This window comes from Achromobacter sp. D10 (assembly GCF_035282245.1).
GTDB lineage: Bacteria > Pseudomonadota > Gammaproteobacteria > Burkholderiales > Burkholderiaceae_B > Achromobacter > Achromobacter insolitus.
Map to the genome: position 1 here is coordinate 125,277 of NZ_JAYJLE010000006.1, position 13,710 is coordinate 138,986.

The following is a 13,710-nucleotide window of genomic DNA, read 5'->3' on the forward strand; positions in this document are numbered from 1 at the left end:
TCGCAATCATGAGAGCCGACTACATACGCATCTATAAATCGGTCCATACCTGGACGGGCATCCTGGCAGGCATGGCGCTCTTCATCGCCTTCTATGCCGGCGCGTTGACCGTGTTCAAGGACCCGTTGACGCGTTGGGCGACGCCGCCTGCCGCGGTGCCGCTTGTGCCGCTGGACGAGGTGCCGGCCCTCATCGCCAGAACCGTGGAGGCGCGGCCGGACGTGGCCAAGGGCTTCAGCATCCATCTGCAGGACGCCGAGCACGTGCCGGCCCGCTTGGCTTGGGAAGTCCGAGACTCACACGCCGACGACCATGACGAGTCGTCAGTGCGTCATTACGTGGCATACCTGGATCCGGCGGGAGAACTCAAGCTGGAGCCCTCCGCGCCCAGCGGGCTGATGCCGTTCATCGACGTGCTCCATCGCGTGGTGGGCCTGCCCGTGGACAGTGATCCCAACCGCTGGTTCATGGGCATCGTCGCGTCGCTGTATGCGCTTGCGCTGGTCTCGGGCGTGATCGTGCTGCTGCCTTCGCTGGTCAAGGACTTCTTTGCCTTGCGGGTGGGCAAGAACTTGAAACGCATGTGGCTGGATGCGCACAACGTGGTGGGCATCGTGTCATTGCCGTTTCACATCGTCATGGCGCTTAGCTCTGTCGTGTTTGCGTTTCATGACGGCATCTACGACCTGCAGGACAAGTTGATGTACGAAGGCAAGCTGGAGTCGGTCTTTCAACGGTCCGGGGGCGGCGGTGAGGCGGTGCACACCCGCAATCCCGCAACCATGCTGACACCCCAGCAGCTGGTGGCCGAGGTTCGCGGCCTGGTGCCGGGTTTCGAGCCCGATACGCTGCAGTACCAGCAAGTCACCGGCGCGCGCGCCGTGGTGCGCGTGTGGGGCAAGGACGACCGCGCGGTTTCGCCCAGGGCGCGGGGCGGCTTTGTAGCGCTTGATCCCTATACCGGCAAGGTGCTCAATCGGGATTACCTGCCTGGCGGGCAGGATGCGCCCAATCTCTGGATCAGCAGCTTTTTCGCCTTGCACATGGCGTCCTTTGGCGGCGTGGCGGTGCAGTGGCTTTACTTCCTGCTTGGGCTCGCGGGCGCATGGCTGTTCTACAGCGGCAATCTGCTCTGGATTGAAACGCGCCGCAAGCGCGCCAATCGGCAGACCGGTGAAATCCCGGTGCAGCGGCTCGACACGAGGCTGATGGCCTCGGCCACCGTCGGCATCTGCCTGGGATGCGTATGCGGCATTTCGTTGATGATGGTTGCCGCCAAATGGTTGAACGGGCATGTCGGTGATTTGAACGCGTGGCTCCAGGGGCTGTACTACGCCGCGTTCTTTACCTGCGTGGCCTGGGCCTTTCTGCGCGGGGGCGCCGTGGCGGGGGTTCACCTGCTATGGGCGGCGGCCGCGTTGACGTTGGCAATTCCCCTGACCTCGCTGGCGGGCGGCCTGTTTCCCGCGTCCGGGCTATGGGCGCACACCTCGGCGGCGGCCTTGGGCGTGGATGCGACGGCGTTGGCGGCTGCGCTGGGTTTTGGCTGGATGGCGGCCGTGAGCGCGCGTCGGATCGGGAAAGGAGCGCCAGATAGCGCATGGGCCCCCCGGCGGCTTGCGGCCCGCGAGGGATAGCGGCTGCCGCGCGCGTGAACACGGCAGCATTGTGGATAACTGAATGGATGCATATGCGTAAGCAGAATAGGTTGGAATGGCGGGAGTGGATGGCGTCGGCGACTCTGGCGGTATCGATGGCTGGGCTCGCGCCGGGCATGGCGGCAGCACAGTCCAAGCAGGGCACCGTGCCCACCCAGGGCCGCGTGGACGAACGGATATCCCTGCAAAAGGGAGAGTTCCTTGCGGGTACCTGGGCGGCGGATGCCGGCGTGACCCTGGATCTTCTGGACAGCGCCGGCCGTCATGTGCGTCGGCTGAGCGACCAGGAGAAGCCCGCGGGAGGCTTGATGCTGGTGGCGCCCGCGGACGGTCTTTACACCGTACGGGCGCAGGGGCAGGGGGCGTTCCGATGGGCCGTGACGGAACGTCTGCCCCTGGCGCAACAGCGCGCGCCAATGTCGACGCTCGACAGCCCGCGCCTGGCCGCGCTCGCGGCCACGCTGGCCCAGGGGGGAACCACGGATTCCTTCTGGGAAGAGGTGGCTCGGCAAGGCGCGCCGCTGGTCGAAGCGGTGGACGCCAAGCATGACCGCGTCACATTCCTGTGGCGCGGCGCGGAACGCAACGTGCGCCTGTTTGGCGGACCGTCGTCGGACCACGCGCAATTGGCGCGCCTGGGCGATTCGGACGTCTGGTACGCGAGCTTCGTCGTGCCCAGATCCACGCGTTTGTCGTACCGCCTGGCGCCCGATGTGCCGGAGCTTCCGGGGTCCGGGATGGCGCGGCGCCGGGCCATCCTGGCCACGGCTCAGGCGGATCCATACAACCCGAAGGCTTATCCGCAGCGGGGCGTCGATGCCTTTCAGACCAACTCCATGGTGGAACTGGCGGATGCGCCGCCACAACCCTGGGTCGAGCCCCGCGCGGGTGTGCGGCAAGGCACGGTCCAGACCTTGGAGCTGCGCAGCGAGCGCCTGCAGAACACGCGCAAGATTCACCTGTACCGTCCCGCGGGCTGGCAGCCGGATGCCGCGAACAACCACGTGCTGGTGCTGTTTGACGCCGGCGCCTATCTGGGCCGGGTACCCACGCCCACCATCCTGGACAACATGATCGCCGCAGGCGTCATTCCCCCCACTGCGGCGCTGCTCATCGACAACCCCACTGCTGAGTCCCGCAGCCAGGAATTGCCGCCCAATCCGGACTTCGCCGACTTCCTGGCCAAAGAGCTGATGCCTTGGGCGCGCAAGCAGGGCATTGCTGCGCCAGCCGCGCGCACGGTCATCGGGGGATCCAGCTATGGCGGACTGGCGTCGGCCTATGCCGCGCTTCGTCATCCGGAGGTCTTCGGCAATGTGCTCAGCCAGTCCGGTTCTTATTGGTGGTCACCGGCGGGCGAAGAGGACCAGTGGCTGACGCGGCAATTCGTCGCCGTGCGCAAGTTGCCGGTGCGCTTCTTCCTCGGGGCAGGCTTGTTCGAATCCGGGCGCGGCGGCCAGCCGGGCATTCTGGAAACCAACCGGCATCTGCGGGACGTGCTGCTGGCCAAGGGCTATCTGGTGACGCACCGCGAGGTGGCGGGCGGCCACGATTACCTGGTCTGGCGCGGTACTTTGTCGGATGGTTTGGTGGATCTGATCGGCACGGGCAAAGCGGACGGCCAGGATCCTGGGGCGTGACGGCGGCAGGTCCGGTCAGCGAGCGTCCCCGGACGCTGCTGCGGCCTCGTCCCACCAATCGCCCAGTGCCCCCAGCAGCGGGACGAGCGTTTTGCCCGACGGCGTGAGGTCGTATTCCACACGCCGCGGATAGCCGTCGAAATCGGTCCGCTGGACTATACCGGCCAGTTCCAGCTTGCGTAGCTCCAGCGTCAGCATCCGGTGGGAGATCGTCGGATTGTCGCGGCGCAGGTCGCTGAAGCGCTTGGTGCCGTCCTTGAGGTAATAGATCAGCAGCGTCGGCCATCGGCCGCTCAGGATCTGCATGACCTCTTCAATAGGGCAGCGCGAAACCAGGTCTTTCATTGACGAGCCATGGTCACAAAAATGTGCGTAGTTTACTTGGCCCATCAGATCCGTAGAATCCATTGCGCTGCGCAGCGTGACCATCTTCTACGGAGAAAATCATCTTGGAACCCATTCTTGTATACGGATTTCCGCTAGGAAGTTCCATGGGGCTCGTCGCTGCGCTGGAGTGGCTGGGCAAACCTTATCGCTTGTGCCGCGTGGACATGTTGGGCGAAATGCGGCTGCCTTCGTACGCGCGGATCAACGCGCGTCATGAGACGCCCGCATTCGTCAGCGAACACGGCGCAGTATTCACGGAAACCATGGCGATTGCGCGGTGGATAGAGAACCGGGACAGCGAGCGGAGAATCAGCTTTGACCCGCTCTCTCCAGAGTCCGACCGCATGCACCAGTTCATGGCTTTCCTGAATACAGGCTTCACGGGCGCCTTTACGCCGCACTGGGTCGCCCTGGAAATGGATCCGCCGGACCCGGCATTGCAGAAGACGTTGCGCGAGTGGGGGGCGCAACGCGTGATCGAGCGGCACGACAAGCTGGAGGCAATGCTGGGCGACACCCCGTTCGTGATGGGCGACCGTCCGACACTGGCGGATGCCTTGCTGGTCGGGGTCGCGCGTTGGCTGGATTTTCATCAGGTCGCCGCTTCGTCCCGTTGGCCCAAACTGGCAAAGCTGCGTCAACGTCTGGAAAACGACCCGGCGGTCAAGTACGCCATGGCGGTGGAAGCCGGTGAACAGCCCGTGTACTCGGGGCTGTGCAAAGGTCATGTGCCGCTGGAAGCGGTGATATCGACGTACGGGAAGTAGGCGGGCCGCCAGTCCCGCCTAAGGGGGCGGCGGCCCGCCGTCGCTGCCGGGCGTGTCCTCATGCGCGGGGCATGTCGCTTTCCTCGCGCGCCTCCAGCTCGTTGCCCAGCACCTCGGCTGAGTCCTCGCCGCGGGGCGCCGGCTCCAGGGGCCGGCGAGTATGTCCGGCGGCGGGCGCGTCCTCGCCTGTGCTGGGACGCCCGGGCTGCACGTACACATTGGCGGGCGGCGCGTATCCGCGCTTGTCCTGGCCGAAGTACACCACGGTGTGCGGGTAAGGCAGTTCGATGCCGGCCGCGTCGAAGTGCTTTTTCAGCAGCCGGTTGTAGCCGCGCTGTACGGCCCATTGCATGCCTGGCGTGGTCTTGATCAGGATCCGTATGGTGACGCCCTTTTCGTTGACCGCCGTGACGCCGGCCACCGTGATGTCTTCCAGGATCTCTGGCCCCAGCACCGTATCGGTCATCAGCTCGGCGAAGGCGGCGCGCAGGTGCACGATGGCGTCGTCCACGCTTTCGCGATGCGCGATGGTGTACTCACCCAGGTGGTAAGAAAAGTCGCGCATGTGGTTCGCCACCACGTCCACGGACGAGAAGGGCACCAGGTGATAGCCGCCGTCCAGCGTGCGTATGCCCACCGAACGTATCGTCATTTTCTCGACGGTGCCGAACACGCCCGCGACCTGCACGACGTCGTTCTCGTTCATGCCGTTTTCCAGCTGGATGAAAACGCCCGTGATGATGTCCTGGACAAGTTTCTGAGCGCCGAAGCCGATGGCCAGGCCTACCACGCCGGCGCCTGCAATCAGCGGCCCAACGTCGATGCCGATCTGCGACAGCAGCACCATCAGCGTCATCGTCACGATGACGATCAGCGAGGCATTACGGAACAAGGCCAACAGAGTGCGCTCGCGCGCGCTGGGCATGCCGCGTCCCTCGCTCTGGCTGAGGCGGTGTTCGATGATGCTGGCGATCACGGTCCAGGCCAGCGCCGCGATCAGCAGCACGATGACGATGTTCACCGTCATTTTGATGGCCGCGCCTCCGGCGTCCGAGGCCAGCCACCGCGACAGGTCGAAGGCCCGCCACGCGTCCAGGACCAGCAGCACCAGCACGACCCGGATGATGAGGCCGAACAGCTTCAACGTCGCGGGCACGTAGGCGTTCACGCGCGCCTCCAGCAGCGGCAGGCGGCGGCGCAGATCCGCGGGCAGCCGGATCGGCTTGGCCAGCACCGTGTTCAGCAGCAGGATCAGCAGGCTGCCGACGCCAATCACCAGCAACGTTTGCCCCGTGGCGCGGGCCATGAAGGGCAGCGCGTTGATCGGGTCCACTTGGCTGACCACGAGCAGGATGGTGAAGTAGCCTATGCCCAGCACGTGCCACACGCGCGACAGGAAATGCAGCCGCGAACCCATGAAAGTGGTGGCGCTTGCGGCCCGGCGGTCCAGGCGTTCCCGCACCGACTGGCGATTGCGCCAGATGACGCGCACGGCGTACACATACACCGCCAGCATGATGAGCAGGTTGGCCAGCCGGCCCAGGGCGGGAGACAGCGAGGCCGACACGACCGGATCGATCAGCAGCGTGCCGTAGCCTGCCGCCGTGGCGATGCGCAGCAGCCAGTTGGCCCAATACGCGGCCAGGTCATCGCTCATGGGCAGGAGGCGCAGATGGGGATGCCTGACGGCGAACACCGTGCGGATCAATACCTTGACGATCTCCACTGACACGAAGGCTCGCAGGAAAACGGCGGCCAGCGCGTCCAGCGCCCCGCGCCCCGGCGTGCCCCACAGGGCAGCGGCGCCGCCGGCCATGGCGGCCAGCACCACCACGCCCGCGTCGATGGCCACGGCTCCCACGATGGCGCCCACGCGCCGGTACAGTGCGCGCACGGACGCAGGCGCGCCGCGCTTCGGTGGCGCTTCGGGCTCGTTGCCCTGCCGTGCCACCCAGCGGTCGATCCGGGTGTAGATCAGCATGGCGATCATCCGCAGCAAAACGAAGGCGATGATCGTGGCCGCCGCGGCCAGCGCCAGGGGCAGCAGCGCATGTCCCGCGGCGCCGCTGTCCATCCGAAGGCTGTGTCCCGACGCCAGCGCGCGCATGTCTTCGACGCCCTGGCCCATATCGGTGGCCAGGCCGGTCAGGAAGTGCTGCACATTGTCGGCCATGCGTTCCTGCAGGCCGGGCTCGGCCGGCAGCGCGGGCGCCGGAGCGGCGGTGGCGGAGCGGGAGGATGCCGGCGGCTTGCTTCCCGCCGCCTGGGCCCGCAGCTCGTCCACCAGGGCTTTGCGCGCGTCGGGATTTTCCAGCAGATCGGCCAGCGCCGCCGGGGTCAGCGCGGAGGAGGGCGCCGCCGCCGCTGCGGACGGTTGCAGCAGTCCCGCAGCCTGCGCTGGCCAGGAGTAGGATAGGCAACACAGCATCGCCGCCAGCAATAGGAATGCCAGCCAGGGCCTCTCCCGTCGGCGCCGCCAGAAGCTGGTGGCATGTCTTGGGGGCAGGAAAGAAATTGATGCTGTCGTTGCGGATCTAACCACTAGAGAGTCTCCTGTGATCTGGGCCAAGAAAAGCGGTGCGCGATCGCGATCGCAACGCCGCCGTAGATCCGATGATAAAGGCCCGTGGTCTCCCACAGTGTTCTGCGCCGCCAACGCGGCGCCTCGTGGGCGCCGCGCTTCCGCCTGTTCACAGGGCAGGCGGAGACGGTCAGACCTGTCGAAAAGGCCGGTTATTGCGGGCGCGCCGCCGATATGGCCTTTAGCTGCGAGCAGGTTTTTTCCTTGTCGGCTGCGCTCAACGTGGCCAACTGGCCTTTGGTGGTGGTGTAGGCCTGCGCAAACGCGGAATCAAAGTCCGCGGCCGAGAGACCCTGGGCGCCTGCAGCGGTTTTCTGCTGTTGCTTCATCTGGTCAAGCTGGGCGGCCGGATAGGCATTGCAGTACTCCGCGGCCGCGTGCATCTGTCCGCTCAGGGCGGCCAGGCTCGGCATCTGGCCGGGCGCTGCCTGCTGCGCAAGAGTGGCGCCGCTGCCCAGGGCGAGGACGGCGGCTGCCAAGACCGCCTTTTGGCGTGAAACAAGGGCGCAAGCTTGCTTGAAAGTCGGCAATTCAGGTCTCCAGTGCGTTAAGGGAATCATGTGCACGCCTGAAAGCCGGAAAGGCATATCAGTGGCGGGGAGCAATATGCCCTATTCATTGTTATGGACTTATGAACCGTTGAAACTAAATGTGTCGTTCAGTCCTGCCCTCCACAGGCGCGCGCGGTTTTGGGGGCTGCGGCGGGTGGCAAGCGACATCAGGTTTGGCGATTGTGGCGATTCCCCGCAGAATCCCGGCTTCGTCATCATTCGTTCCTGCCTTCATGGACACCTTCAACTACATGCGCGCCTTCCGGCGCATCGTGGAAATGGGCAGCCTAGCCAAGGCGGCCGAGGACCTGGATATGTCGTCCGCCGGCCTCAGCAAGCAATTGCGGGCGCTGGAAGCCCATCTGGGCGCGGTGCTTATCCAACGGACCACCCGCAAGATGAGCCTGACCGACACGGGCGCTGCCTATTACGCGGAATGCTGCCGGCTGCTTGATGAGCTGGATGCCCTGGAAAGGTCGGTCAAGCAGCAATCGCGGCTGGTCGCGGGACGGCTGCGCGTGAACGCGCCGGTGTCCTTTGCCTTGAGCGTGCTGTCGCCGCTGCTGGCGCGGTTTTTGCGCCAGTATCCCGAGCTGCGGCTGGACCTGGCGATGGAAGACCGTCTGGTCGACGCGGTGGGACTGGGCTTCGATGTGTCGATCCGGCTGCGGGCGCAGCTGGATGATTCCACGCTGATTGCGCGTCGGCTGGCGTCGCTGACGCAGGTGCTCTGCGCGGCGCCGTCATACCTGGACCGCCGCGGGCGGCCGGACGGTGTGCAAGCGCTGCATGGGCATGACGTCCTGAGCTATACCCTGGCCGAGGGGCCGGAGACCATGCCGGACGAAGACGGCGGCGCGCGGGCGGACCCGCTGGCCGGTTCCGCGCTGGTTCAGGTCAACAACAGCCTGATGCTGCGCGACATGCTGGAACACGGGCTGGGTATCGGCGCGCTTCCATCGTTTCTGGCCGCGCCCGCGATCGCCAGGGGTAAGCTGGTTCGCGTGCTGCCGGACCGGCCGGCCGCGCCGCGCCATGTCTATGCCGTCTATCCGACCAGTCGCCACCTGCAGCCCAAGGTCAAGGCCTTCGTGGATTTTCTGGCGGAGCATCTGCCCGCCGCCATGCGCGGCGATTCTTAACGGCCAGCGAATAAAGTCCTGCCGGCGGACACCTTACTCCCGCGCCGGCCCATCCTTAAGCTGGCGTCCATTGAAACGAGATGGATGCCAGCATGATTTCGACCCCCGACAACGCCTCTTCCGCGCCGCTGACCGTGGACTTCTTCCACGACGTGGTCTGCGGCTGGTGTTATGTCATGTCTCCCCGCCTGCGCCAGGTCGCGGCCGAACTGGGCATCGCCGTGCGCCAGCGCAGCTTTGTGTTGCAGGATACGCCCGAACAGATGTGCCAGGTGTTTGGCTCGATGGAGCGCGCCAAGCAGGTGATCCTGGGCCATTGGGAAGCCTGCGCCCGCCACGACGACCAGCCCCGCATCGACGTCGAGGGCATGCGCGCCGAACCGTTCGACTATCCCAGCGGCATGGCGGGCGCCCTGGCATGCCAGGCCGCGCACCTGCTCGGCGGCGACGCGGGCCACTGGGACATGTTCGATGCGATACAGCACGCGCATCTGAGTCTGCACCGCAACGTCGGCGATAGCGCCGTGCTGTTGGACATCGCCACTGAACTCGGCCATGACCGTGACGAGTTCGCCGCCCACATGCACGGCCCTATGGCATTGCAGCGCGTGCAAGCCGACCGCGAGGCCGCTGCACGGATGGCCATCGATTCCATCCCCACGCTGATCGCCGGCCCGCACCGCGCCCGCCTGCGCACCATGTCGACCGTCGAGCTGCGGGACAGGTTGCTGGCGCTGATGCCGGCTCCGGCCCCGGTCTGATCGCTGGCACGTCTTCCTCATTCTCTTTCTTCTTCTCGTCCCTGCACGGGGAACTACGCACAAGGTGCACCATGACTATCCGCTACACCCAAAAATTGCTCGGCCTGGCGCTGGGCGCCGCCATCAGCTTCAACGCTCTCGCACACGGCGCGCCCGCGCGGCCGCCCGCGCCGGGGCAGGAGGTTGGCATCAGTCCGTGGGGGCCGGACGATGAAATCGGCCGCCTCAATCTGATCACGCCGGAGTCGCGCGCCGCCGTCATGTCGCGCGTGGCGGGCGGCAAGGTTTATGACTTGGCCACGGAGTACTACGTGGGGATGCCCAGCTGGCAGGACGCCGGCGATCCGCATTATCAGTTCTGGATGACGCACACCCCGCGTGGCACGGAAGTGGACGACCCGATGGGCGTGGGCAAGGACATGAATGCCATGCGCAGCTACACAGGCACGGCATTCTCGATGTACAGCCACACGGGCACGCACATCGATGCGCTCAACCATTTCGGCATCCATGGCAAGATCTGGAATGGCTTTCGCGCCGACGAGCATCTGGGCGACCGCGGCTGGAAGCGCACGGGGATCGAGAAATTCCCGCCGTTGGTGGCGCGTGGCGTGTTGATCGACGTGGCCGCGCTCAAGGGGGTGGACATGCTGCCCGACCAATACCGCATCACCCGACAGGACTTGAAGGCTGCCTTGGCGCGCCAGAAGACCGAGCTGCGCGAAGGCGACATCGTCCTGATCCGCACGGGCCGCATGAAGTTGTACAACGATCCCGCCGCCTACATGGCCAAGCCGCCGGGCATGGGGCTGGACGCGGCGCGCTATCTGGTCGAGGAAGGAGGCGCCATGATCCTGGGCGCGGACAATCTCAGCTTCGAGACTTTCCCCTCCGAGGTCGCCGACGACTATGTGCCGTTGCATACCTATCTGCTGGCGCAAAAGGGCGTGCCCATCATCGAGTTGGCGGCCCTGGACGAATTGTCGCGCGACAAGGTCTATGAATTTGCCTTCATCGGCGGACCGCTCAAGATCCGAGGCGGCGATGCCGCCCCGCTGCGCCCGGTGGCGATGCCCTTGCGGTGAGGGACTGGGGGCGCCCGCTTTTCGCTGACGTTCATGCGCTTGCTGCGGATGACTTGCTGCGCTTGACCATTGCCTGGATGGTCTCCATCAACTCGTCGCGCGCCTGTTCCACGCTGATGTCATGCGTGACGGCGGCATGCGCCAGGCCGTCGGCCGCGCCGAGCATCGCCCACATGCTGGCGGGCGGAATGCCGGCCGGGCCGGCGTAAGGCGCCAGGATGGCCTGGCATTTCTTGATGAAGGCCTGCTGGTACCGGTGTTTGACCGCAGCCAGTTCCGGCGAGCCGCCCAGGGCCGCCAGCACGCCGGGAATTTCACGCCCTTGGGTCATGACGCATTCTATGTAGCCGGATGCGATGACCCGGGCCTTTTCCTTCAGGACGGGTTTGCTGGCGGCGATGGCGGCGTCGATCAACGCCGTCTGGCGGACATCGAAGTCCTGATACAGCGCGACCAGCAGCCCGTTGCGTGTGGCGAAGTGGTCATAGGCAACGGGTTTGGTGACGCCCGCTTCCGTGGCCAGTCGTCCCAGGGTCAGGGCGTCGGTGCCTTCGTCGCGGATCAGTTTCCAGGCGACGTCCAGCAGCTGGCGCTGCCGCTCGTCCTTGGACAAGCGGCGATGAGTGGCTGCTTTGGCGGCGCCCGGTGTTTGTATGGTCATGGTTCGACTACCTCCTCGCGGATTACAGCACGCGAAGCGAAAACCTTCTCGCCCACCGTGCGGGCGGTAGCGAGGTGCGCGGCGGGAAAGCCGGCGTCCGACGGCAGCAGCAGTTCCGACGTCGCCACGCTGGCGCCGCAGTAGCCGAAGATGCCGTGGTCGATCTGGGTTTTCATCGCGCCGAAGTAACCGTGGCGGGCATAGGTGCGCTGGTTAGCACCTCCGAGGGCGATCAGATGCACCTTGAGCCGCTGCAGTTTCTTGACCAGCTTGCCGTCCGTATCGTCGTAGGCCCAGCCTTGCGTGAAGACGCGGTCTATCCAACCCTTGAGCAGCCCCGGAAAAGACCACCAATACACCGGATAGACCAGTACCAGGGCATCCGCGCGTTCCAGGCGCGCGTGCTCCGCGGCGATTTCCGGCAGCGGCTCTGCCTTGCCTTGGGCGAGCAGCACGTCCCGTTGCGTGAAACCGGGGTCGAATCCTTCCGCGGTCAGGTCCGCGATCTCGAAAGTATGCCCGGAGCCGGAAGCGGAAATTCCTTCCGCTAGCTGTCTTGCGACCGCATGAGTGAGCGAGGCGGGATCGGGGTGTGCGACAACGATGAGCGCGTGCATGGCGTATCCACTCCATTGATAGTTAACCTACCAATAGTAACCTACTATTGGTAGGTTGTGGGCTGGACGTGCAGTGTCAAGCCCTGCGAGCGGATTGCGATGAAGGAATGCCGGAGAGGCCGGCCTTGTGCCTAGTGGCTGGGAATCTGCGCCAGTACCAATTGTGTTGTCTGGCGCAAGTGCTGGGCCAGCAGTTCGGCGGCGGTGTCGGCATCGCGGGTCAACGCGGCTTCCAGCAGTTGCCGGTGCTCGTCAGCCACGTTGCGTTCCTTGCCCTTCTTCGGGGCCGTTGCGCTTTTAGCACCGGTATTGCGTTGCACGGACAGGTAGCGGTAACGCGCGGTCTGATCGCGCAGCAGTTCGGCGATAGCAATGAGCGACTTCGAATCGCTGCCGCTGATCAGTGCCGAATGGAAGGCGGAATGCGCTTGTTCCCATTCGGCGGATAGCCCCGATCCGTCGGGCGCATGCAGGGGCAGGCGGCTCAGGCGGTAGTGCGCGCCCGCCAATCGCTCTTCCCAGTCCAGGCTGCCGCGCGCAATGGCGCGGCGCAGCGCTTCGCATTCGATGTGGATCCGGGTTTCGGTGATGTCGAGCAATTCTTCCGCCGAGACGTCGGCCACGCGGAAGCCGCGCTGGTCCTCCGCGACCACGAATCCGCTGGTGGCCAGGCGCGAGAGCGCTTCCCGCAGCGGGATGGCCCCGCTGTCGTAGCGTTCGCAGAGATCCTTGATGCGCAGGCGTGCCCCTGGGGGCAGGTGGCCCGTGATGATGTCTGCGCGGATGTCATTGGCCAGGGCCGATGCCGCAGTCCGGAATGGGGTCGAGGCGGAAGTCATGCGAAACGATAAGGTTTTTATCTATGAAGCTCAAGTTATCCAGGGAAAACCAGAATATATATATTTTTAGGATTACATATTCTTCGGTCAGCCCTCACCATCAGGAGATCACGTGAAACTGGCCACCCTACAAATCGACGGCGCGCCGTGCGCCGCCGCTCTCGTGCAAGGCCGCCTGGCGCTGCTTGCCGCTCCCGGCACCGACCTGGGCGCGCTGCTGCGCCAGGGCAAGACGCTGGCAGACCTGGAACGCCTGGCCGCCGCGGCCACGCAGTTCGTCGATCCCGACCGCGCGACCTTCCTATCGCCCTCGATCGAACCGCCCAAGATTCTCTGTGTCGGCCTGAACTACGCGGACCACACCAAGGAAAGCCCGTACGCGCAGCCTGATTACCCGACGCTTTTCCTGCGGGTGTCGACGAGCCTGGGCGCCCACGATGCCGTCGTGGAGCGTCCCGCGCTCAGCGATACGCTGGATTTCGAGGGCGAGATGGTCGTGGTCTTGGGCAAGGGCGGGCGCAGGATTTCCAAGGAACAGGCGTTGGACCATGTGTTCGGCTACGCCGTGGGTAATGAAATCTCGGTGCGCGAATACCAGTTCAAGTCGCCGCAATGGACGGTGGGCAAGAACTTCGACGGCACGGGTACCTGGGGGCCATACGTGGTCACGGCGGACGAGTTGCCGGCGGGCGGAAGCGGGTTGCGGATCGAGACCCGCCTCAATGGCGAGACGATGCAGTCGTCCAACACCCGTGACATGCTGTTCGACGTGGCCACCGTGATCTCGACGGTCAGCGAGGCCATCACCCTGCAGGCCGGGGACATCATTTTTTCCGGGACACCCGCGGGCGTCGGCTTCGGCCGCACACCCAAGCTGTACATGAAGGACGGCGACACCGTCGAAGTCGATATTGAACGCATCGGCGTGTTGCGCAACCGCATCCGCGACGAAGTCTCCGCCGCCTAGGCAGTTCGCCACGCATCCAGAGGCCTCGGCGCCATTCATGGCGCCGAGGTGCGC

General features: G+C 65.3%; 13 protein-coding genes. 7 read left to right on the plus strand and 6 right to left on the minus strand.

The window, feature by feature from the left end:
• The first annotated feature begins 8 nt into the window (after positions 1 to 8).
• Entirely contained in the window at positions 9 to 1,637 is a 1,629-nt protein-coding gene (locus tag VCS63_RS18385) for a PepSY-associated TM helix domain-containing protein (RefSeq protein WP_323880636.1), read from the plus strand.
• 53 nt (positions 1,638 to 1,690) lie between these two features.
• Entirely contained in the window at positions 1,691 to 3,298 is a 1,608-nt protein-coding gene (fes, locus tag VCS63_RS18390; RefSeq protein ID WP_323880637.1) for an enterochelin esterase, read from the plus strand.
• Between the two features lie 15 nt (positions 3,299 to 3,313).
• Here the strand turns inward: fes and VCS63_RS18395 are convergent, their stop codons facing one another.
• A complete protein-coding gene (locus VCS63_RS18395; RefSeq protein WP_175199605.1) occupies positions 3,314 to 3,643 on the minus strand; it encodes a winged helix-turn-helix transcriptional regulator in 330 nt (109 codons plus the stop codon).
• Between the two features lie 104 nt (positions 3,644 to 3,747).
• On the opposite strand from VCS63_RS18395, the gene VCS63_RS18400 reads away from it, so the two are divergent.
• Positions 3,748 to 4,452, plus strand: coding sequence for a glutathione S-transferase family protein (locus tag VCS63_RS18400; RefSeq protein ID WP_076815376.1), 705 nt, complete (start codon positions 3,748 to 3,750; stop codon positions 4,450 to 4,452).
• Positions 4,453 to 4,510: 58 nt separating this feature from the next.
• On the opposite strand, the gene VCS63_RS18405 is transcribed toward VCS63_RS18400, so the two are convergent.
• Positions 4,511 to 6,880: a mechanosensitive ion channel domain-containing protein gene (locus VCS63_RS18405; RefSeq protein WP_323880639.1), complete on the minus strand. Its 2,370-nt coding sequence runs from the start codon at positions 6,878 to 6,880 to the stop codon at positions 4,511 to 4,513.
• Between the two features lie 305 nt (positions 6,881 to 7,185).
• A complete protein-coding gene (locus tag VCS63_RS18410; protein ID WP_042797333.1) occupies positions 7,186 to 7,512 on the minus strand; it encodes a hypothetical protein in 327 nt (108 codons plus the stop codon).
• A 305-nt stretch (positions 7,513 to 7,817) separates the two neighbouring features.
• On the opposite strand from VCS63_RS18410, the gene VCS63_RS18415 reads away from it, so the two are divergent.
• From VCS63_RS18415 to VCS63_RS18425, 3 genes are all read left to right on the plus strand, one after another.
• Positions 7,818 to 8,726 (plus strand): LysR family transcriptional regulator, encoded by a 909-nt coding sequence (locus VCS63_RS18415; protein WP_076815374.1) that lies wholly within the window; start codon positions 7,818 to 7,820, stop codon positions 8,724 to 8,726.
• Between the two features lie 80 nt (positions 8,727 to 8,806).
• Entirely contained in the window at positions 8,807 to 9,487 is a 681-nt protein-coding gene (locus VCS63_RS18420; RefSeq protein ID WP_108912891.1) for a DsbA family oxidoreductase, read from the plus strand.
• Positions 9,488 to 9,558: 71 nt separating this feature from the next.
• Positions 9,559 to 10,572 (plus strand): cyclase family protein, encoded by a 1,014-nt coding sequence (locus VCS63_RS18425; RefSeq protein WP_063642744.1) that lies wholly within the window; start codon positions 9,559 to 9,561, stop codon positions 10,570 to 10,572.
• 31 nt (positions 10,573 to 10,603) lie between these two features.
• Here the strand turns inward: VCS63_RS18425 and VCS63_RS18430 are convergent, their stop codons facing one another.
• The 3 genes from VCS63_RS18430 to VCS63_RS18440 all read right to left on the minus strand — a co-directional run bounded on the left by VCS63_RS18430 (position 10,604) and on the right by VCS63_RS18440 (position 12,689).
• A complete protein-coding gene (locus tag VCS63_RS18430; protein WP_042795020.1) occupies positions 10,604 to 11,233 on the minus strand; it encodes a TetR/AcrR family transcriptional regulator in 630 nt (209 codons plus the stop codon).
• The gene (locus VCS63_RS18435) at positions 11,230 to 11,850 is read right to left on the minus strand and encodes an NAD(P)H-dependent oxidoreductase (protein WP_323880642.1); all 621 of its coding nucleotides are present in this window, start codon (positions 11,848 to 11,850) and stop codon (positions 11,230 to 11,232) included. The genes VCS63_RS18430 and VCS63_RS18435 overlap by 4 nt, the downstream gene beginning before the upstream one ends.
• A 131-nt stretch (positions 11,851 to 11,981) precedes the next feature.
• Complete coding sequence (locus VCS63_RS18440) at positions 11,982 to 12,689, minus strand: GntR family transcriptional regulator (protein WP_042795018.1); 708 nt, start codon at positions 12,687 to 12,689, stop codon at positions 11,982 to 11,984.
• Between the two features lie 112 nt (positions 12,690 to 12,801).
• Here VCS63_RS18440 and VCS63_RS18445 point away from each other — a divergent pair, with 112 nt between their 5' ends.
• Positions 12,802 to 13,656, plus strand: a complete 855-nt coding sequence (locus VCS63_RS18445; protein ID WP_063642741.1) for a fumarylacetoacetate hydrolase family protein — start codon at positions 12,802 to 12,804, stop codon at positions 13,654 to 13,656.
• Positions 13,657 to 13,710 lie beyond the last annotated feature (54 nt).

Coding starts and splice junctions, on each gene's coding strand:
- VCS63_RS18405 (WP_323880639.1), bottom strand. CDS start 6,880: ATGCTGTGTTGCCTATCCTACTCCTGGCCAGCGCAGGCTGCGGGACTG.
- VCS63_RS18435 (WP_323880642.1), bottom strand. CDS start 11,850: ATGCACGCGCTCATCGTTGTCGCACACCCCGATCCCGCCTCGCTCACT.
- VCS63_RS18425 (WP_063642744.1), top strand. CDS start 9,559: ATGACTATCCGCTACACCCAAAAATTGCTCGGCCTGGCGCTGGGCGCC.
- VCS63_RS18430 (WP_042795020.1), bottom strand. CDS start 11,233: ATGACCATACAAACACCGGGCGCCGCCAAAGCAGCCACTCATCGCCGC.
- fes (WP_323880637.1), top strand. CDS start 1,691: ATGCGTAAGCAGAATAGGTTGGAATGGCGGGAGTGGATGGCGTCGGCG.
- VCS63_RS18415 (WP_076815374.1), top strand. CDS start 7,818: ATGGACACCTTCAACTACATGCGCGCCTTCCGGCGCATCGTGGAAATG.
- VCS63_RS18420 (WP_108912891.1), top strand. CDS start 8,807: ATGGATGCCAGCATGATTTCGACCCCCGACAACGCCTCTTCCGCGCCG.
- VCS63_RS18440 (WP_042795018.1), bottom strand. CDS start 12,689: ATGACTTCCGCCTCGACCCCATTCCGGACTGCGGCATCGGCCCTGGCC.
- VCS63_RS18385 (WP_323880636.1), top strand. CDS start 9: ATGAGAGCCGACTACATACGCATCTATAAATCGGTCCATACCTGGACG.
- VCS63_RS18395 (WP_175199605.1), bottom strand. CDS start 3,643: ATGAAAGACCTGGTTTCGCGCTGCCCTATTGAAGAGGTCATGCAGATC.